Source organism: Synechococcus sp. R60.1 (assembly GCF_047461835.1).
In the GTDB taxonomy this organism is placed as follows: domain Bacteria; phylum Cyanobacteriota; class Cyanobacteriia; order Thermostichales; family Thermostichaceae; genus Thermostichus.
Genome location: NZ_JANSIA010000027.1, coordinates 1 through 19,186, shown reverse-complemented (window position 1 = coordinate 19,186; position 19,186 = coordinate 1). Strand labels below are relative to the sequence as shown.

The window sequence follows — 19,186 nt, the reverse complement described above, 5'->3', positions numbered from 1 at the left end:
TCGAGAGACACACAAACTCCCCCAACAATTCCATAGGATGACCGTAGAATGGCAGAGACAGCGTGAATTCATAGCTGTTTTTTTCGGCTTGCCCTCCCCGTTGCCCGAGCGTCTACTGGGTGTTCCTAGCCTATGGTTGAAAGGGGGACTGCTGGGCCAGACCAGGCTGGCAGCGTTTATGATGCGCTGACGCGGGCCGATCTGTGGAATCCCCAGGTCATGTACCGTGGGCGCCCGGTACAGGCTCGGGGACGGGCTGTGCTGCGCACCATGTTCGAGAGCGTCAGCGATGGGTTGTTTGTCCTTGAGTGTCTGCCCCCGGAGCCAGAAAGAGGCTCACCTCAACCGCGCTGTCGGTTTTTGGTGGGTAACCCGGCTTTTTGCAGGATGTTTTTTCTCTCCTCTCGACCTATCGAGGGAGAAGAGCTCCAGAGTTGTCTACCGCCTTCTCTGGCTGCGCAGATTCAACTGCACACCGAACACTGCCTCAGCCATGGCCGGCAAGTGAGCTTCGAGCTGAGCCTAACGGCCTCTGCCGCTCCCGACCCAGAGTCGACCCGTGTTCTAATCGTTACCCTTTCTCCAGTAGTTGAGGAGAACAAGCCAATCAGCCGAATTGTCGGCTCCTGTCAGGACATCACAGCACGCAAGCAAGTGGAGTGGCAGCTACAGCGCAGCCAAAAGCAACTGTTGGAGCACAACCGGGCTCTGATGGAGCTCACCCGGCACAAAGCCCTCAGCCAAGGAGACTTACAAGCTGCTCTGCAACAGATTTGTACTACAGCCGCCCATACCCTGGGGGTGGCACGGGTGGGGGTCTGGCTCTACACGTCGGAGCGCTCCAGCATTCGCTGCATCAATCAATTCGAGATCACCCCAGACAACCCCGAGGGATCCCATACTCAAGGGGCGGAGATCTGGGCCAAAGACTATCCCCGTTATTTTCAAGCCCTGGAGCAAGAGCGCACCATTGCTGCCGACCAAGTGGTGGCGGATCCCCGCACCGCCGAGTTCGGCAATTCCTACCTGACAGCAATGGGAGTGGTCTCGATGCTGGATGCCCCCATTCGACTGGAAGGACGGATGGTGGGTGTTCTCTGCCACGAGCACATTGGATCCCCTCGCCACTGGACCTTAGAAGAGCAAAACTTCGCCGGATCCCTGGCGGATTTGGTGTCTCTGGCCCTCGAGATCTCGGAGCGCCGGCAAGTGGAAGAGGAGCTGCGCCAGGCTGAGGAGCGCTATCGCAATTTTTTCGAGAATGCGGTAGAGGGCATTTTTTTCACCGATGCGGCAGGTCGGTATCTCTCCGCCAACCCGATGCTGGCCCAGATCTGCGGCTACAGCTCCCCCGAAGAATTGATGCGCGAAGCGAAAGAGGCGGGCAAGCGGCAGCTCTATGTGGATCCCAGCCAGTGGGAGGAATTTGTGCGGCTATTGCAGGAGCAGGGATCCGTACGCGGCTTTGAGTACCGGCTGCGGCGGCGGGATGGCTCGATCATCTGGGTCCGAGAAAAGGCCCGTTTGGTTAAAGATAAAGCCGGAAACATCCTCGGCTATGAAGGCATCTGCGAAGACATCACCGCCCAAAAGCAGAGCTTAGCCTACATGGAGTTTCGCGCTCATCATGATGCCCTGACAGGTTTGGTGAACCGCGAATCCTTTCGGGAGCGGCTGCAGCAGACCCTGCAGCAATACTACAGTGAATCTCTGGCCCTCTTCTTTGTGGATTTGGATCACTTCAAAGACATCAACGATACCTTCGGCCACGGTGTCGGCGATGCCCTGTTGCAGGGGGTAGCTGAACGGTTAACCAAGTGCGTTCGCCCTGGAGATATCGTCGCCCGCTGGGGAGGGGATGAGTTCACCCTGCTGCTGCCCCGAATTGGCAGCCCCACAGTGGCAGCGCGTCTGGCTCAGCGGATTGTCGATGCCTTTCAAACTCCCTTCTCCTGCGAGGGCCATTCCCTTTCCGTGACCTGCAGCATCGGCGTCGCCCTCTACCCCCAAGACGGAGTGGAGGCATCTACCCTTTTGCACCATGCCGACTTGGCCCTCTACCAGGTCAAGGAAAATGGCCGCAGCGGCTTTCAGCTCTACCGGCCAGTTTCAGGGATCCCGGCAGCAGTCCGCAACACTATCCTGTAAGCTGGTTGGGTCAGAGGCCCTTCTGGTTTGTGATTTGTGCATCCGGGTCGCAGCTATCGCCGTCTCATTCCCTTCATTCGGCCCCATCTGTGGATGTTGTTGCTGGGGCTAACCTGTACCCTTGGCTTTGTGCTAACCATGCCCGCCCTCGCCTACTTGATCGAGTGGGTGGCCCGCTCCATTGGTGCCGGGGATCTGGGGCAATTGCGGATGCTGGCCTTGATTGGGGTGGTGTTTTTCTTGGTGCGCGGCGCTTTTCAGTATGGCCAAGACACCCTGATGGCGAGGGCCTCCTTGCAAATGGTTTTGGAATTGCGCCAACAGATTTATGCCCACCTGCAGGCACTGGATGTGGACTATTTTTCCGGCAGCCGCACCGGCGATCTGGTCTATCGCCTCACGGGGGATCTGGATCGGGTGGGAGAGGTGGTGCAGCGGTTTTTCCATCGCTTCATCCCCAGCGTGCTCACCATCTTGGCGGTGGTGGCCTACCTGTTCTATCTCAACGGCATTCTCACCTTGACCACCTTGCTGATCGCCCCCCTGATGGGAGCCTTGATCAGTTGGTTTGGGGATCGCCTTTTGTTTCGCTCCCGCCTCAACCAAGAGAAGATGTCGGATTTGGCCGCCCTCTTGACTGAAGTGTTTGCCGGGATCAGCCTCACTCGCGCCTTTGCGGCTGAGGACTACGAAATTCGCCGCTTCAGTGCCATTGCCGAAAGCAACCGCCTGGCCCGGTTTCAGACCGAACAGATGAGAGCCATCCAAGACCCGGTGGTGGGTTTTCTGTACGCCATGAGCGTGTTGGGGGTGTTTTGGGTGGGCGGCTGGCAAATTAGCCAGGGCAACCTGACCGGCAGCCAGTTTCTCGGCTTTATCGCCGGTGTTGCGATGTTGATCGACCCTATTGTTCATATCACCAACAACTACAGCGAGCTGAAACAGGGTGAGGCTTCGGTGGAGCGGATTTTCGAGCTGCTAAACACCCGCTCCCAAATCCGGGAGCTGCCCGGGGCCCGCCCCATGCCTCCCATTCAGGGTTGGGTGGAGTTCGACCAAGTTTCCTTTGCCTACAAACCGGATCAGCCGGTGCTCAAACAGATCAGCTTTCAGGTGTCTCCCGGCGAGATTGTGGCCCTGGTGGGATCCTCCGGCGCCGGCAAATCCACCCTGGTGAGCCTGATTCCCCGCTTTTACGATCCCCAGCAGGGCTGCATCCGCATCGACGGCATCGACATCCGCACCGTCACCCTCAAGAGCCTGCGCCGGCAGATCGGCATTGTGCCGCAGGAGATCACCCTGTTTTCGGGAACCATTGCCAGCAACATCGCCTACGGACAAGAGCATTTTGACCTGGAAGCGGTGCGCCAGGCGGCCCAGGTGGCCAACATCGACACCTTTATCGAGAGCTTGCCCGATGGCTACGCCACCCGCGTGGGAGAACGGGGGGTCACCCTCTCCGGTGGACAACGGCAACGGCTGGCCATTGCCCGCGCCGTGCTCCTCAACCCCAAGATCTTGATCCTGGACGAGGCTACCTCTGCTTTGGACAACGAGTCAGAAGCGTTGGTGCAGGAAGCGCTGCAACGGCTGATGCAACGCTGCACCGTTTTTGTGATTGCCCACCGCCTCTCGACAGTGCGCACCGCCCACCGCATTTTCGTCTTGGAGCAGGGGCAATTGCTGGAGCAGGGAAATCACCGAGAATTGCTGGGCAAAGGGGGTCGCTACGCCCAGTTTCACCTGCGCCAGTTTCATTGAACCCTTGGCCTCTGGATCTCCTGGATCTCCCATGCCTGCCGGAAGGGCCGGTAAAACTCCGGATCCGCAGGCGCTCCCCCCGGGATCCCGCAGATGGCCGCCGCAAATTGCACGGCCCGTTGCACCAGAATCGCCTCCGGCCATCCCCGCAACAGCCCCAGGATGGCTACGGCGCTAAATGCATCTCCCGCCCCCACTGTATCCACCATCTGAGGCGCAGGAACCGGGTCGGCCCGATGGATCTGAGTAGGGGTGATCAGCAGCGCGCCTGCCGCTCCCAAGGTCAGAAATAGACCTTTCAGGTTCAGATGAGCCTGGAGGATCTGTCCTTGCTCCAGCAGGTCTCCAGGAGGGATCCCTTCCAGTTGGGCCACTTGCTCCAGCTCTGCCTGGTTCAGCTTCAGCCAAGTGCAGGTGCGCAGCATCTCCTGGATGGCGTCTGGATGCCACCAGGGATCCCGCAGGTTGAGATCCAGAAACACGGGACAGCCCAAAGCGGGGATCCCCTCTTGAAAGTGGCGATGGGCTGCCTCCCGGCGGGCTGCCAAGCTGCCCCGGTAGAGCAGGCTGGGCTGGAGAGCTTGCAGAGCCCCGATATCCAACTGGATGTAGTCGTAGGCTTGGTCGGGCAAGATGGCGAAGGTGGGGATCCCTTGCTCATCCAGGGTTACTTGAACCTTGCCGGTGGGGTGAACAGAATCCTGCTGCAGACCCTCCAGGCGCAGCCCCTGCCGTCGCAAGGCCCCCAGCAGCTCTCTGGCGGCCTCGTCTTGGCCAACACGACTGAGCAAGAGGGGATCGGATCCCAGCCCCTTGAGGTTCCAAGCCACATTCAAAGCTGCTCCGCCCAGCACAATCTCTGTGGGGAAGCAGTCGAAAAGCACCTCCCCCAAGATGAGCGGCAAACCCAGGGGCACATGAGAGGGATCCATCTTGAGCACTCAGCTAGAAATCGCAGGAGCCCCGTGCTGTACCGGTAGGATCAGTGTCGAGAGGAAAGTCCGCCTCCATGGTTATAATTGTACTGCGGACACCAGAAACGGTTGTTTAAGGCACTGGTAACGGTCGATTGGGGGTGCTGTAAACCACCCCAGAGGCTCGTGGTTGGCTTGCCAACTGCAGGGCTACTAAAAGCCCGCTCTGTACTGCTTTAGCGGTCGGAGTCGGGTAGTTTACGAAGCAGCCGTTGACGTCCGCGGTGCGGAGCCCAATCCCTGGAGCTCCAGGATCTGCTGATAGGTGTTGCTGCGGAACCAACGCTCGATTTCTCTGGCCCGCAGCACCGGCAGCGGATGGGTGCGCCCCACCGTTTGCATCTGCTTCAGCTCCATCTGCCACAGATCCCCGTCCAGCTCGTCGTAAGTACGGGCCTGCTCCAAAAAGGCGTCCACGTTCAGCTTGGAGGCCAATTGCGGGGATCCCCCACACAATTTCATCAACACCGAGATCACCGTCTTGGCATCTTGGGCTACCAACAGCGCCGCCCGGTCACAGGTAAACTCGGCACACCGCAGCCAGTGCATCAGTTGATCCTGCAACGCCTGATAAAACAACCCCCCGAAGGGGAGCAAGCTGGTGGAGAGCATGAGAATATTGGCCATCGTCAAGTAGACCCCGTGATTGCACTTCAAGTGGCCCAACTCATGAGCGATCACGGCCTGAATTTCCGGCGGCTCCAACAGATCCAGCAGAGAGCTGTGCAAGACAATGAAGGGCTTTTTCCCCTGCATGGCAAAGGTGTAAGCATTGGGCGTGGGGTTCTGCCGCACGTAGAGCTGGGGCACCTCCAGATCCAAGATGCGACAGGCCTGCACCAAAAGCTGATGAATTTCCGGCAACTGATGCTCGTTAATTTGGATACTAGAAGCAATGTTGTCCAGATAAAATATCTGTCCTGCCGTTGAGCCAAGCCAATTTTGAATCAGCAGGCCCAGCCCCGGCACTTGCTGCAGAGAGCGGGTGGCTTGCAGATCCACGGGATGACGAAATTGGTCGGCCCGCAGGCCCAACAGAATGCGAGGTTCTCGTTGAATGGACGACATAGACAATAGACAACAGAGGGAGAAAGGACTTCGGTTACAACTCGTAGGGCACAAACTGGCGGTGGCGATTCAACAAAAATAGCCGCTCCGGCGGCGGATCCGGCAGGGTCGGCTTGTCAGTAAAATCAAACGGGTTTTCTCCAGAGGGGATCTCCCAATAGACCACATGATCTTGAATGCGAGTGCCATCGGTAACAAAGCGCCCAGTACCGGCGGCAGCACGCTCAGCGCGGCGATAGAGTCGCCCTTGCCAGGTCAAGTGCGGGGGCAGCCCCAATCCCAAAAACAGTTGCTGCCGACTGGATTCCTGGTTGAACACCGTTTGCAGGCGATCCGCCCAGATCCTTGCCAGATCTGCCGGTTGGGGAGCAGCATGAGCCTCTGCATCGGCTGGAGTTACCTCCAACAGCAGTTGCTGGTTCAAAAGAATCCGAGCGGCTTGAGCTGGGGGATCCCCGCTGCCGGTCGTCGAGGGATTGGGACTGGGGATATCCAGACTGACCTGCACCTGAGGGCTGCTGGCCTGTAGCAAAATCTCTTCCAACCGTTGCTTCAGCAGACGGAGGCGAGCGGGGGCATCGGGGGTGCGCAGGGTCAAAACCAGCTCACTCCCCACCCGAAACTCGCTTTCTGCCCAGGTTGCCTCACTCCGCCAACTCCCCATCAGCCCACCCACGAGCAGGATCCCTGCCCACCTCGCCATCCTTGCCGGCCCCCTTACCGGGGGTGAAGCGCTCCTCTGTGGCCTTGACAAGTTCACTAACCTCGCCTCTCCCCTGCAGGACTCCTTGATCTTAGCCGCTACCCTAGATACATCTGTTCTCTTGACCCTATGCCGTTGGCAAGCTCGGCTTCTTTGTCATTGTTCTAAGGTCATCATGCGGATCCCGACTTCCACCTATCGCATTCAGTTTCATGCTGGGTTTGACTTCGACGCAGCACGACAGATTGTTCCCTACCTGAAGTTGCTGGGCATCAGTGACTTGTATGCCTCTCCCATCTTCCAAGCCCGCAAAGGCAGCACCCACGGCTACGACGTGGTGGATCCCAGGCAGATTAACCAGGAACTGGGGGGAAGCGAAAAGTTTGAGCTCTTGTGGGAAGCCCTCAATCAGCAGGGAATAGGCTGGATCCAGGACATTGTGCCCAATCACATGGCCTACGATGGCCAGAACCAGATGCTCATGGATGTTCTGGAGAGTGGCCCCAACTCAGATTTTGTTGACTACTTTGATGTGAATTGGAATCACTCTTACCTGGGGATCAAAGGCAGAATCTTAGCCCCTTTCTTGGGAGATTTCTACGACAAATGTTTGGAGTCGGGTCAAATCCAGCTTCGTTATGATGCCGATGGCCTAAGTATTAACTACTACAACTTGAGGTTCCCCCTCAATATTGACACCTATGCGGATGTTTTTACCTACAACCTGAGCAAGCTGCGGCGAAAATTGGGACGCAGCCATCCCGACTACGTCAAGTTACTCGGGATCCTCTTCAGCCTGAAATTCATTCCCAGCAAGGAAGATCTCCTAGAGCGCACTGATCAAATTAGCTTTGCCAAGCATTCGTTGTGGGAACTCTACACTTCTAGCCAACCTATCCAGAGCTTTTTTGACGAGAACATTGACATCTTTAACGGCAAGCCAGGGGATCCGTCAAGCTTTGACCTGCTGGATAGTCTTCTGGCGCGGCAACATTTCCGCCTTTCCTTCTGGAAGGTGGGTGCTGAGGAGATCAATTATCGTCGTTTCTTTACCATTAACGAGCTGATCTCGCTGCGGGTGGAAGATCGCGAAGTGTTTCGCAAAACCCATCAGCTTATCTTTAAGCTTGCAGAACAGGGGCGTTTTAGTGGTTTGCGCATCGATCATATCGATGGGTTGTTCAATCCCGAAGAGTATCTCCATCGCCTGCGGGAACGCTGCCCAAATCTCTACATCGTAGTAGAAAAAATACTAGAGGCTAATGAAAGTCTGCCCCAAAGCTGGCCGGTTCAAGGCACAACGGGCTATGATTTTTTAGCTAAGCTCAACGGCATCTTTTGTCAAGAAGAAAATGCAGAGGCTTTTGACTCTCTCTATCAAAACTTCACAAATCTGCGATATGCCCCAGAGCAGGTTATCGAAGATAAAAAACGCTTGATCATCGAGCGCAACCTGTCAGGAGATATGGATAACCTTGCTTTTTTGCTCAAACAGATCACCAGCCATCATCGCTATGCCAATGACTTTACCCTCTACAGCTTACGTCGAGCTTTGGTAGAAGTTTTGGTGTGCTTTCCGGTCTACCGCGTCTATATCCACGAAGGGATCCTCAGTCCAGAAGGTCAACAGGTGGTTCGTCAAGCTGTGGAGAAGGCCAAGGAGAACCTGCCCGTTTTGGTGAATGAGCTGAATTTTATTCAGCGCTTTCTCTGCCTGGAGTCTCTGGAAAATTTATCAGACCAAGAGAAACATGAGCAGATCCATTTTGCCATGCGCTTGCAGCAGTTGGCCGGCCCTCTCATGGCCAAAGGGGTAGAAGATACTGCTTTTTATGTGTACAACCGCCTTTTATCTCTCAATGAAGTTGGCGGGGATCCCTGTCGCTTTGGCCTTTCGGTGCAAGAGTTTCACCGCTTTAATCAAGAGCGGGCAGCTCGGTGGCCTCTGTCCATGAATGCTTCTGCCACCCACGACACCAAGCGTGGCGAAGATGTGCGGGCCCGGCTGAATGTGCTTTCTGAAATCCCCGCCGAGTGGGAAAAGCACATCAACCTTTGGCATGAACTGAACCTCGGCTACAAAGTCCGCAGCAAACAAGCCAAGCGCTCAGAACTGCCGGATCGCAATGACGAGTATTTGCTCTACCAAACTTTGCTCGGCTCCTATCCCTTCCAACCGGAAGAGGTGCCCCAGTTCGTACAGCGGGTCAAAGATTATGCCATCAAAGCAGTGCGGGAAGCTAAGGTCCACACCGCTTGGCTTCGCCCCGATACCGAGTACGAAGAAGCCACTACCGCCTTTATCGAACGGATCCTTCAAGGCCCTAACCCCTTTTTGGAGTCCTTTTTGCCTTTCCAACGGAAAGTTGCTCACTTTGGCATTTTTAATTCTCTCTCACAGACGCTGATCAAACTGACCAGCCCTGGGATCCCGGATATTTACCAAGGCACGGAACTGTGGGATTTGAGCATGGTGGATCCCGACAATCGTCGGCCTGTGGATTTTTCCCGTCGCCTCGCCTATTTGGAAGAAATTCAGCGGCGGGTTAAACAGGATCCTCTCCAACTCATTGCGGATTTGCTACTACACCGCAGCGACGGACGCATTAAGCTGTTTCTGATTTACCACGTGCTCAAGGCCCGCCAGGAACAGCCCCAATTGTTTCTCGAGGGCAGCTACATTCCTCTGCAAATCAGCGGATCCCATGCTGACCATGTTGTGGCTTTTGCCCGTCAGCACAGTAAGCAGGTATTGCTCACGGTAGTGCCGCGTTTTTTAACAAAGTTGATCGACGAAACCCAAGATCCTCTGGGAGAATCCGTTTGGGCAGATACCGAAATTCATCTGCCGCGTTGGAAGCGGCTGGACTGGGTGAACGGGCTAACCCAGGAAAGGATCCCTGCCGGCGAAACCTTGCCGGTGGGCGTTGTCTTGAAATCCTTCCCGGTGGCCCTGCTGTGGGGACAATCCCGCTAGCGGCCTAGGCGGGAGCTAGGGCCTGAAAGTTGACGATGCGGGCAAACTCTTGGGGGTCTAGGCTGGCCCCTCCCACCAACACGCCGTCGATCTCAGGCTGGGCCATCAGCTCATCGATGTTGCCGGCCTTCACCGAGCCGCCATACAAAATGGGCAGTTGGGCATTGCCCAGGTGTTGCCGGATCAAGCCGATGACCCGGTTGGCCTCTTGAGCTGCACAAGTCTGGCCGGTGCCGATGGCCCAAATTGGCTCATAGGCAATCACCAAGTTCTCCAGATCGATCCCTTGCAAGGCGCGATCCAATTGCCCCACAATCCAAGACTCGGTCAAGCCTTGCTCCCGCTGCTGCCGGCTTTCTCCCACACAAAGGATGGGGGTGAGCCCGTGCCGCTGGGCAGCTGCCAGACGCCAATTAACGGTTTCGTCCGTCTCGCCGAAGTACTGCCGCCGTTCGCTGTGGCCGACGATGACGTAGCGCACCCCCAATTCCGCCAGCATGGGGCCGGAAATTTCCCCGGTAAAGGCCCCCTGATCCTCCCAATGCAGATTTTGTGCCCCCACGGCTATGTCGGATCCGCGGCTTTGCTCTGCCACCACCGCCAGGTCTGTAAAGGGCACACACAAGATGATCTGCCGCTGGGATGCTGACCCTGACGGCGATGATTGTAGGGCCAGGCCCAACTCTCGCAGAAACTCGCGAGCCTCAGCCTGAGTCTTGTGCATTTTCCAGTTGCCGGCAATGAGGATGGGGCGCAAGATGAGATCCTCCCTTAAAGACAGCAGAAGGAAGGGATCCCGCAAGCAGAAAGCCCAATAAAACAGCAGGGATCCCAGCTTTCGTTTTTTTGTATGACACAGTTTACCAGCAAGCGATCCCAGAAATACGGCGACGGGATCCCTTCTCCGAGCGCCGGTTAACCCCTCAACCCACGTGGGGACAGGGGGATCCCCCACAGGCCAAAACTCAACAGGGAAAGCAGCCTCTCAGAGCTCAACGATCTGGGTGTTTTCAAAGGTAGCCAGAATTTCATCCAGATCTTTGTTCTGCAGCGAGTAGGTAGCGGTGGCATCGTTGCCAAACTGAATTTCGTCCCCGTCCTCCAGATCCCGAAATTCCACCCGTTGCCCGCCCACGTAAAGGCCGTTGGTGCTGGGGGTGCCCTGAATGTCTCCGTCAATGATTTGGTAGGTAAACCCATCGGGAGAAGAGGGAGACTCTGTCTTAACCAAAATGGCGTGGTAGCGAGAGGCGTACTGGGAGTCGATGCGAATGCTGTTGCGTGGATCCCGGCCTAAGGAGTAGAGCTCAGCCGTCAACCAGTAGGCTTTTGGCCCATGACGATCCTTGACGATGAGCACGTGATTGAGGGCTGGTCGGCGAGGGGGCGTGGTCATGAAAGGCACCCGCTTGCACAACACTGAGGGCAGGATAGCCAAAACATAACATAGGATCCCCCAGGTGGATCCCTGTGTCCACCGGATAAGTCTCTTCAGGTCGGCATCCCAGGCTGGTGCGGGATCCCCCTGAGCAACAAGAAAGGGTCTGAGTAGATTTTTGTAACAATTCCTCTCATAATAGGATCGACGATGCAGATGGATCCCTGACCATGAATGGCTCGCAACCGGATCCCGGTGCTCAACCCCGTTCTCCCCAGACACCGAAGCTCATTGAGTTGCCGGAAGATGAAACCGATGCGCAGCTCAGCGATCCCCTGCGGATGCAGCGTTACGAATGTCGTTCTTGTGGCTATGTTTACGAACCGGCTAAGGGGGATCAGCTCAATCGGATCCCGGCGGGCGTACCGTTTGAGGAATTGCCAGCCGATTGGAAATGTCCGGTGTGCCGAGCCGGTAAGCGCTCGTTCCAAGCAGTGGGCGCCAAGGGCAAGCCTTCCGGTTTTCAAGAGAACTTGCGCTACGGCCTGGGGGTGAACGTGATGACCCCTGCCCAAAAGAACCTGCTGATCTTTTTGGGACTGGCGCTGGGATTTTTATTTTTGATGAGTTTTTATTTCGTCGAGTGAGGGTCAAGATGTTCAAACCCCTGAGGCTGGTGCTGCTGATTGCTGTCTCGGTGCTGCTAATGGCGGCGCGGATGCCCAACATGCGGGTGGTGCCCTGGGAGCAGGTGGAAGTGCCCACCCAGAACATTCTGCTGGACATTGCCTTCACCGGCACCACCCCTTCCCATGGCTGGTTGGTGGGAGACAAAGCAACGCTGCTGGAATCCCGCGATGGGGGCTTGCACTGGCAGGTGCGGGAGCTGCCGGGTCTGGAGCCGGAAGCCTACCTGGCCTCCATTAGCTTTGCTGGGGCAGAAGGCTGGGTGGCCGGGCAGCCGAAGATCCTCCTCCACACCCTGAACGAGGGATCCGACTGGACTTCCATCCGCCTCAACAACCAACTGCCAGGGGAGCCGCTCTTGATCCAGGCTCTGGGCCCTGGCGCCGCCGAAATGGTGACCAATGTGGGGGCCATCTACCGCACCGAAGATGGCGGTCAGACCTGGCATGCCCAAGTGGATGAGCCGATTGGGGCCATCAAAAACATTGCCCGCGGCCCTGAAGGCGAATATCTGGCGGTGTCGTCGCGGGGCAGCTTCTACTTTCTGTACACTCCTGAAAGTCGCACCTGGAAGCCCTACCCGCGGGAAAGCTCCCGCCGCATTCAAAACATGGGCTTTGGCCCCCACGGCAGCGCTTGGAAATTGAACCAAGGGGCGGAGATCGCCTTTACCGATGACTTCACCTCCGGCCAGTGGTCGTCACCGCTGCGTCCAGGGCGGGCCCTCAGCTTTGGCTACCTCAATGCCGCCTACCAGAACGACCACGACCTGTGGGTGGTGGGGGGTGGCGCTACCCTGATCCACAGCCCTGATGGTGGCAAAACCTGGGAACAGGCCAAGAAACTCAGCAACATCCCCGCCAACTTCTACAGCATTGAGTTTTTCGGCCCCGAGCAAGGGTTTATTCTGGGGCAGCGGGGCACCCTCTTGCGCTATGTCAGCTCCAACAACTCCTGAAGATCTAGATCAGATCTTAGGGATCCCTAATCGGCACACGGGTGGACACACGCGCCAAGGATCCAGCTTCACGCCCTCGGCTGCTGGTTGCTGCCAGCGGCACTGGTGGCCACATTTTTCCGGCCTTGGCCGTTGCCGAGCAGTTGCCTGACTGGCAGATCGAATGGCTGGGGGTGCCGGATCGGATGGAAGGGAAGCTGGTGCGGGAGCGGTATCCCTTGCACCGGGTCGTCATGTCGGGCTGGCAGGGATCCCCTCTCCACAGGCTGCAGGCCTTGGCCCAACTGGCCCGTGCGACCCTACAAGTGCGCCGACTCCTTATGTCGGGACGGTTTGACGTTGTTCTGACCACCGGTGGGTACATTGCCGCTCCGGCCATTTTGGCCGCCCGTTCGCTGGGGGTACCGGTGTTGCTGCACGAGTCCAATCGGATCCCGGGCAAAGTGACCCGTTGGCTGGGGAGATTTTGTCAGGTGGTGGCGCTGGGCATGGCGGAGACGGCAGAGCATTTGCCAGGGGTGGCCGCCCAAGTGGTGGGCACGCCAGTGCGGGCCGAGTTCTACACGCCCCAGCCTTTCCCTGCCGACCTCCCCATTCCCGACGGGGATCCCCTCATTGTGGTCATGGGGGGTAGCCAGGGGGCGCGGGGCCTCAACCGCATGGTGGCCGCCTGTGCCGAAGCTTGGTTGGAGGCGGGGGCCTGGATTGTGCATTTGACCGGCGGCAGCGAAGCTCAAGATCCGGAAGCCAGGATCCCCAGCCATCCCCGCTACCGGCCCTTTCCTTTCCGTCGAGATGTAGCTGCCCTGCTGCAGCGGGCCAACTTTGCCATTAGCCGCGCCGGAGCCATGAGCCTGGCGGAGTTGCTGACCACCGCCACCCCAGCCATTTTGATCCCCTATCCCTTTGCCGCTGAGGATCATCAGTATCAGAATGCTCTGGCCTTCGTGGGGCGCGGTGGGGGGGTGGTCATGCGAGAATCCGAAGAGAATCTGGACTTGCTGCGGCAAACGGTGTTGACCTGGTTGGCTCAGCCGCAGGTGGTTGCCCAAATGGCCGCCCACTTGCAAGCCACAGCTCCCCCCAATGCCAGCAAGGCCATCGCCCGTCTGTTGCAGGAGATCCGCCAGAGTTCTGCCCGTTAAGCCGTGGTACAGCCAAGATTGGACAGCCTTTCCCAACGCCCGCCTGTGCCCGCCAAAGCGGCGGAGTCCCCAACCCTGCTGGCAGAACTCCCGCCCGCCGACAGGATGGAATCGCTGTTGATGCGGCTAGAGCAGTGCTTTGGGATCCCTCAGCAGGCTCCCAATGGCCTTTCCCCTCACCCCGATCTCCTGGACGAGTTGGTGGGCACGATCCTTTCCCAGAACACCACTGACACCAACAGCAGCCGTGCCTTCCGCGCCCTCAAAGCCGCCTTTCCCTCTTGGGAAGCGGTCTTGGCTGCCGACCCGGCAGATCTGGCCCAGGTGATCCGCTCCGGCGGCTTAGCCCACCTCAAGGCAGTCCGAATTCAGGAGATCCTGGCTGCCATTCAAGAACGACAGGGATCCCTGAGTCTGGACTTTCTAAGAGAGCTAGACGATGCTGGCGCCCTCGATTTTTTGCTCTCCCTGAAAGGGGTAGGGCTGAAGACCGCCACCTGTGTGTTGTTGTTCGGGCTGGGTCGGGATCTCTGCCCGGTGGATACCCATGTGCATCGAGTGGCCAACCGTCTGGGCTTGGTGCGGGCCAAACATCCCGACGACACTTTTGCTCAGCTTTCCCCTCAGATCCCCAGAGGCAAAGCCTATTCCCTGCACGTCAACTTTGTCCGGTTGGGCAAGCGCATCTGCAAGGCCCGCATGCCCGAATGTGGCCGCTGCCCGCTGCGTCCCACCTGCCCCTCTGGGCGGCAGCGTTGATCCCGACAGCAGGGCTCTATTCTGCGGGCGCAGTAGAAGCATCTGGGATCCCCTCTTGTCCGTTCCTGCCGGCGTCTCTCTCTGCTGGGGGAACTTCCAACTCCAGGGCTTGCCGCACCGATTGAATCTCTTGGGAGAGCAGCACCCGCTCTCGATCCAACAGGCCGACGATCTGCTCCGGGTCTTCCCGCGAGACCACTGGCAATTGGCGCAAATCGTATTCGTACATCGGCTCAGCTGCCACCGCTACCGCCTCATCGGGGAAGGTGGTGAGAACCGGAGATTGGCTGACCTCCTGTACGGTTAGCTCCGCCAACTCCGCCGCCTCCTTATGGGCCAAGGCCCGCTCCAGATCTTCCAGGGTGAGAATGCCCCGCAGCCGCTCCTGTCCGTCCACCACCAACGCGCTATGGCACTTTTGCTGCAGCAAACTCTCCAGAGCTTCTCGCAGCGGTGTGTCTTGCCGAAGCAAAAGAGATGGGGGCACCATCACCTCTTGCACCGTCAGCTCTCTAGGCTCCTGCCCAAGGACTCCGTCAAGCGTTGCGTGGCGATAGCGACGGGCGGAAGGGTAGATGGCCGGCGAATGCAACTGCTCCGTCAGCCAGATGCTCAAACCCACTGCCGCCATCACCGGCAGCGCAATGTGATAGTCCCGCGTCATCTCAAACAGCAGCAAGATGGCCGTTAGCGGAGCCCGCACGCTGGCCGCCAACACCGCCGCCATGCCCACCATGGCGTAGGCAGCAGGGGGAGACAAGGCAATCAAGGGCAAAGCTTGAGATAGCACCTGACCGTAGCCTGCCCCCAGCACTGCCCCCATGAACAAAGCCGGGGCAAAGGTTCCCCCCACAAAGCCGCTGCCCAGGCTCAAAGCGCTCAGCAACAGCTTGCCCAATAGGAGCAGGCCCAGATGGCCAAGAGAAAAGGGAACGGCCTGCAGAATCGACTCAATGGTTTCATAGCCCACCCCCAACGCCAATGGGATCCCCAAACCTGCGCAGCCCAGGATCCCGCCCCCCAAAATGGGCTTGCTCCAAGCTGGCCAGGCCGCCAGGGGGCCACTGTTGAACAGGTGCTTGCCCCACTCCAGGGTGTAGCTGAAGGCCATAGAAACCAGGCTGGCCAAAAAGCCCAAGCCGAGATACAGAGGTACCTCCAGCAAGCTGTGGATCTCGTAGTCCGGCAGGACGAAGGCCGGCTGGGTGATGGTGGGCAAAAGAAAAGCGGGTTGTGCCCCCAACCCCACCTGGGCGATCAAGGCGGAGACCACCGCCGCCAACACCACCACACTGACAGCAGAAGTGGTGAAGGTGCGGGCCAAAGCCAGCTCCAGCGCCAAAAACACCCCGGCAATGGGCGCGTTAAACCCTGCCGCCAGGCCAGCCGCTGCTCCGGCAGCCATCAACAGTTGCACCCGCTCCCGCGAGAGGCGTAGGTTTTGCCCCAGCAGGGATCCCAGCAAAGCGCCACTTTCCACACTGGGGGCCTCAGGGCCAAGGGAAGCTCCCGCGCCCAACGAGATGGCAGCCGCCAAGAGCTTGAGCGGGATCCACCAGGGCTGAAGTGCCAAAGGACGAGCAGGACTCACCAAGCTGGAGAGGCTCAAGTTGGGAAAGGGCACAACTGCCCCCAAAGCGCCGATCAGCAGGCCCCCCAACACCGGCGCCAGAGCCAGTGTCCAGGATCCCAGCAGCCACAGGCCATAGTGTTCTGCAGCCCTGCCGATGCCATCCACAAGGGTGTCCTGCAGCAGATAGCGCCACCAGCCAATCAAGTAGCGAAATCCAACCACCAACAGCCCCGTGGCCAACCCCACTGCCGCCGCCAGCAGCAGCAGCAGGTTCTCGGAGGAGAGGCGCAGGCGGAGAGCGGGGGCGCTGTTCATGATGGCTCAAGGGCTTTGGGAAGGCAGGGTTAAAATTTCTACACCGGTTTCGGTAACGGCGACTGTATGTTCAAATTGCGCCGAGAGCTTGCCATCTAAAGTTACCGCCGTCCACCCGTCGGAGAGCACCTTCACCTCCCAGGTGCCCTCGTTGATCATCGGCTCGATGGTGAACACCATGCCGGGGCGGAGTTTCTCCCCTTTTCCCCGTTCGCCGTAGTGGGGGATCTGGGGAGCAGTGTGGAATTGCCGTCCCACCCCATGCCCGACAAAATCCCGCACTACGCTGTAGCCCTGGGCCTCGGCGTATTCTTGAATGGCAGCGCCAATGTCGCCGACTCTCCCCCCCGGCTTTACAGCAGCAATGCCCCGCCGCAGACATTCTTCGGTCACCTCCACCAAGCGCCGCGCCCGCTCAGAAGGCTGTCCGACAAAGAAGGTTTTGGACGTATCGCCGTGGTAGCCATCCAAAACCGGGGTGACATCGATGTTGATGATGTCGCCTTCTCGCAGGATCTGCTTGGGGCTGGGAATGCCGTGGCAGACCACGTGGTTGACACTGGTGCAGATGGATTTGGGAAAGCCATGGTAGCCTAAAGGGGCACTTTTGGCCCCATGCGCCCGCGTCCACCGCTCGGCCTCGTCGTTAAGCTCTTGGGTGGTGACCCCTGGTCGCACCATCGGCTCCAAGTGCTTGAGCAGATCTGCCGCCAGGCGACAAGCCCGCCGCATTTTCTCCAGTTCCCGCGAAGAGAGCAACACAATGGGCTGAGGGGCTTGCGTGAGCTGGTTCATACCCGTCTGCAAAGCGGATCCCAACTGCTCCCCCCATCGCTGGGAGCGACGGCTGAGGTCTGTCAACAACGCTCGCATGTCTTCCATCATGAGACCTTATCTGTGAAAAGCTCTGTGAAAACGGATGGATCTCTGCACCTGCAGACTGTCCAGGATTGGGTTCTCAGTTGGGATTCTGAATCGCCTTGCGCCCATTCACAGACCCCTGCCGGCCATTTTCTGCCGCCGACGAATCCGCTGCACCAACCACAGCCCCAGAAAATAGCTGACGAGGGATCCCCAAAAACCGACAAACGCACAGCCGACAAACAGCGTGCCCGACATCTCCAAGCCCCACTGCATCCAGTTTTGCCAGGTGGCCGCCACCAGCTCTGTGGTGGGAAGGACAGTTCGGGATCCCAGCAGCCATTCCCCCACCTGGTAGTTGAATGCATAGATGGGCACATAGGTGAAGGGGTTACTCACCCAGGTTCCTGCCGCCGCCGCCAGCTTATTGCCCCGAAACGGAACAGCCAACACCAGAGCGGCCAACGTTTGAAAGCCAAAGATGGGGAAACAGCCGGCAAAAACCCCTACCGCCAAGCCACGGGCAATTTCTTTTGGCGACGATTGCAGCCGCAACAGGCGCAGATAAAGATAGCGCAGCCAACGCTTCCAGGAAGGATCCCGGCGGGCTAGGGTCGGCCCTGGTTGAGATCCAGAGTAGGATCTGGAATAAAGCTTAAGGGATCCCGGCGAAGGCCAGGAGAAAGAGGGCAGCCTCAACCAAAAGAGGGGGCTCATGGTGGCAAGGGGGCAACTGAGAGAAGGTGTTAAGTCCTGTAAATCCAGTGTATCTTTCCTGCCCTTGGCGACAAAGGGCCATTGGCAAATCCGGGCCAGCAGCAACGGGGTGACGCCGGGGGATCGGTTTACGGAGTGGTCACCTGAGCTTGTCCACCAAGGCCAGCACGAAGTTAAGACCCAAGTAGGAAACCAGCACCACCAAGAATAGGAACAGGGCAATGTTCAGCCCGGATCGCAGGGCAGAGGGCAGGGATCCCGATTTCATTTTGGGATCAGGCTTTTCGGGGGGAGTTGTCATCTGGAGTTCTGGGGAAGACTGTGAATCTAGGATCCCATCTTGGCTGTGCAGGTGTACCCATCGGCTTGCTGGGAGATTTGCGCAGACCTCACCGGGATGAACACCCTCTACGAAACCATTTATACCTCTGGACACAGGAGCAAGCCCAGCTCTTGGCCCCCGGCCAATGGGAGCGACTTGGATCGAGAATACCTGGCTGAGGAGATCGCATCTCAGAGAAGACAACGGCACCGGGAACCATGTAAACTACCCGACCCTGACTGCTTCGCAGTACAGGGCGGGCTTTCGGTAGCCCTGCAGTTGGCAAGCCAACCACGAACCTCTAGGCTGGTTTACGACAGCCCCCAAAAGCGCAATCACATTCGCACCATTCAAATCCGCATCCCCTTCCCATCCACAGTGTCCACACTTAAACTGCTTCCCACTGCGGTAGGATTGCGCAGGGTCGGGATGAATGTGCAAACACCGGTGGCAGGTCTGCGACGTGTAGGCAGGCGGCACAAGAATCAGAGCAACCCCCGCACGCAGAGCCTTGTACTCCAGAAACTGACGTAGTTGGTAGAACGCCCAACTGTTGGTCCTACGCCGCTCGGCTTTGCTGCGTGGCTGTTGATTGACCCTTTCCCGAATCCCTGTCAAGTCTTCCAGAGCAAGAGCGCTGTTTGTCGCCTTTGCCCTAGAGACAATAGCTTTGGAGATTCGATGATTGACCCACGCCTGAAAGCGTCTTTCCTTGCCAGACAGCCGTTGCAACAGTTGACGGCATCTGCGCCGCGAACTGCGGGTGCCCTTACTGGCTTTGCGTTGGAGTGCCGCCCTCAGCTTGGAGTAGTGGTCTCGGATTCGGTTCAACTGCTGTCC

Annotated in this window: 17 protein-coding genes; 7 read left to right on the top strand and 10 right to left on the bottom strand. The window is 58.2% G+C overall.

The features are described 5' to 3' along the window. The first annotated feature begins 132 nt into the window (after positions 1-132). Positions 133-2,148 carry a diguanylate cyclase domain-containing protein gene (locus NW834_RS05630; protein ID WP_414419548.1) on the top strand — a complete coding sequence of 672 codons (2,016 nt, stop codon included), beginning with the start codon at positions 133-135 and terminating at the stop codon, positions 2,146-2,148. A 36-nt stretch (positions 2,149-2,184) separates the two neighbouring features. After that, the gene (locus tag NW834_RS05625) at positions 2,185-3,909 is read left to right on the top strand and encodes an ABC transporter ATP-binding protein (RefSeq protein WP_414374844.1); all 1,725 of its coding nucleotides are present in this window, start codon (positions 2,185-2,187) and stop codon (positions 3,907-3,909) included. Here NW834_RS05625 and NW834_RS05620 read toward each other — a convergent pair. The 3 genes from NW834_RS05620 to NW834_RS05610 all read right to left on the bottom strand — a co-directional run bounded on the left by NW834_RS05620 (position 3,903) and on the right by NW834_RS05610 (position 6,654). Next, on the bottom strand, positions 3,903-4,841 hold the full coding sequence (locus tag NW834_RS05620; RefSeq protein WP_414419547.1) for a carbohydrate kinase family protein: 939 nt from the start codon (positions 4,839-4,841) through the stop codon (positions 3,903-3,905). The two genes, NW834_RS05625 and NW834_RS05620, sit on opposite strands and share 7 nt — an antisense overlap. 240 nt (positions 4,842-5,081) lie before the next feature. Continuing rightward, positions 5,082-5,951: a M48 family metallopeptidase gene (locus NW834_RS05615; protein ID WP_011433741.1), complete on the bottom strand. Its 870-nt coding sequence runs from the start codon at positions 5,949-5,951 to the stop codon at positions 5,082-5,084. Between the two features lie 34 nt (positions 5,952-5,985). Further along, the gene (locus NW834_RS05610) at positions 5,986-6,654 is read right to left on the bottom strand and encodes a hypothetical protein (protein ID WP_414419546.1); all 669 of its coding nucleotides are present in this window, start codon (positions 6,652-6,654) and stop codon (positions 5,986-5,988) included. Positions 6,655-6,829: 175 nt separating this feature from the next. Between NW834_RS05610 and treY the strand changes: the two genes are divergently transcribed. After that, a complete protein-coding gene (gene treY / locus NW834_RS05605) occupies positions 6,830-9,631 on the top strand; it encodes a malto-oligosyltrehalose synthase (RefSeq protein ID WP_414419545.1) in 2,802 nt (933 codons plus the stop codon). 4 nt (positions 9,632-9,635) lie between these two features. On the opposite strand, the gene tpiA is transcribed toward treY, so the two are convergent. Further along, positions 9,636-10,388, bottom strand: coding sequence for a triose-phosphate isomerase (tpiA, locus tag NW834_RS05600; protein WP_414419544.1), 753 nt, complete (start codon positions 10,386-10,388; stop codon positions 9,636-9,638). A 228-nt stretch (positions 10,389-10,616) separates the two neighbouring features. Beyond that, positions 10,617-11,027, bottom strand: a complete 411-nt coding sequence (locus NW834_RS05595) for an FHA domain-containing protein (RefSeq protein WP_011433736.1) — start codon at positions 11,025-11,027, stop codon at positions 10,617-10,619. 212 nt (positions 11,028-11,239) lie between these two features. Here NW834_RS05595 and NW834_RS05590 point away from each other — a divergent pair, with 212 nt between their 5' ends. From NW834_RS05590 to NW834_RS05575, 4 genes are read left to right on the top strand one after another with little or no spacing between them, the layout of a single operon-like run. Next, positions 11,240-11,656, top strand: coding sequence for a rubredoxin (locus tag NW834_RS05590; protein ID WP_414408762.1), 417 nt, complete (start codon positions 11,240-11,242; stop codon positions 11,654-11,656). Between the two features lie 8 nt (positions 11,657-11,664). Further along, positions 11,665-12,654 (top strand): photosynthesis system II assembly factor Ycf48, encoded by a 990-nt coding sequence (locus NW834_RS05585; RefSeq protein WP_414342336.1) that lies wholly within the window; start codon positions 11,665-11,667, stop codon positions 12,652-12,654. 41 nt (positions 12,655-12,695) lie between these two features. Next, positions 12,696-13,799, top strand: coding sequence for an undecaprenyldiphospho-muramoylpentapeptide beta-N-acetylglucosaminyltransferase (gene murG / locus NW834_RS05580; protein WP_414352047.1), 1,104 nt, complete (start codon positions 12,696-12,698; stop codon positions 13,797-13,799). An 18-nt stretch (positions 13,800-13,817) separates the two neighbouring features. Further along, on the top strand, positions 13,818-14,558 hold the full coding sequence (locus NW834_RS05575) for an endonuclease III domain-containing protein (protein WP_414419543.1): 741 nt from the start codon (positions 13,818-13,820) through the stop codon (positions 14,556-14,558). A gap of 16 nt (positions 14,559-14,574) precedes the next feature. Here NW834_RS05575 and NW834_RS05570 read toward each other — a convergent pair whose 3' ends face one another. From NW834_RS05570 to NW834_RS05550, 5 genes are all read right to left on the bottom strand, one after another. Then, complete coding sequence (locus tag NW834_RS05570) at positions 14,575-16,446, bottom strand: chloride channel protein (protein ID WP_011433731.1); 1,872 nt, start codon at positions 16,444-16,446, stop codon at positions 14,575-14,577. A gap of 6 nt (positions 16,447-16,452) precedes the next feature. Further along, the gene (gene map, locus NW834_RS05565; protein WP_414342345.1) at positions 16,453-17,241 is read right to left on the bottom strand and encodes a type I methionyl aminopeptidase; all 789 of its coding nucleotides are present in this window, start codon (positions 17,239-17,241) and stop codon (positions 16,453-16,455) included. A gap of 195 nt (positions 17,242-17,436) precedes the next feature. After that, positions 17,437-18,024, bottom strand: a complete 588-nt coding sequence (locus NW834_RS05560) for a DUF2062 domain-containing protein (protein WP_011433729.1) — start codon at positions 18,022-18,024, stop codon at positions 17,437-17,439. Between the two features lie 139 nt (positions 18,025-18,163). Then, entirely contained in the window at positions 18,164-18,325 is a 162-nt protein-coding gene (locus tag NW834_RS05555) for a hypothetical protein (RefSeq protein WP_414352050.1), read from the bottom strand. A 246-nt stretch (positions 18,326-18,571) separates the two neighbouring features. Further along, the coding region (locus NW834_RS05550) for an RNA-guided endonuclease InsQ/TnpB family protein (protein WP_414426252.1) at positions 18,572-19,186 on the bottom strand (615 nt) is incomplete at its 5' end.

What these genes read in the sequence shown, in the direction of transcription:
- NW834_RS05585 (WP_414342336.1), top strand. Translation starts at nt 11,665, where the DNA reads ATGTTCAAACCCCTGAGGCTGGTGCTGCTGATTGCTGTCTCGGTGCTG.
- NW834_RS05555 (WP_414352050.1), bottom strand. Translation starts at nt 18,325, where the DNA reads ATGACAACTCCCCCCGAAAAGCCTGATCCCAAAATGAAATCGGGATCC.
- NW834_RS05595 (WP_011433736.1), bottom strand. Translation starts at nt 11,027, where the DNA reads ATGACCACGCCCCCTCGCCGACCAGCCCTCAATCACGTGCTCATCGTC.
- map (WP_414342345.1), bottom strand. Translation starts at nt 17,241, where the DNA reads ATGAACCAGCTCACGCAAGCCCCTCAGCCCATTGTGTTGCTCTCTTCG.
- NW834_RS05590 (WP_414408762.1), top strand. Translation starts at nt 11,240, where the DNA reads ATGAATGGCTCGCAACCGGATCCCGGTGCTCAACCCCGTTCTCCCCAG.
- NW834_RS05620 (WP_414419547.1), bottom strand. Translation starts at nt 4,841, where the DNA reads ATGGATCCCTCTCATGTGCCCCTGGGTTTGCCGCTCATCTTGGGGGAG.
- NW834_RS05560 (WP_011433729.1), bottom strand. Translation starts at nt 18,024, where the DNA reads ATGAGCCCCCTCTTTTGGTTGAGGCTGCCCTCTTTCTCCTGGCCTTCG.
- NW834_RS05570 (WP_011433731.1), bottom strand. Translation starts at nt 16,446, where the DNA reads ATGAACAGCGCCCCCGCTCTCCGCCTGCGCCTCTCCTCCGAGAACCTG.
- NW834_RS05610 (WP_414419546.1), bottom strand. Translation starts at nt 6,654, where the DNA reads ATGGCGAGGTGGGCAGGGATCCTGCTCGTGGGTGGGCTGATGGGGAGT.
- NW834_RS05615 (WP_011433741.1), bottom strand. Translation starts at nt 5,951, where the DNA reads ATGTCGTCCATTCAACGAGAACCTCGCATTCTGTTGGGCCTGCGGGCC.
- NW834_RS05630 (WP_414419548.1), top strand. Translation starts at nt 133, where the DNA reads ATGGTTGAAAGGGGGACTGCTGGGCCAGACCAGGCTGGCAGCGTTTAT.
- treY (WP_414419545.1), top strand. Translation starts at nt 6,830, where the DNA reads ATGCGGATCCCGACTTCCACCTATCGCATTCAGTTTCATGCTGGGTTT.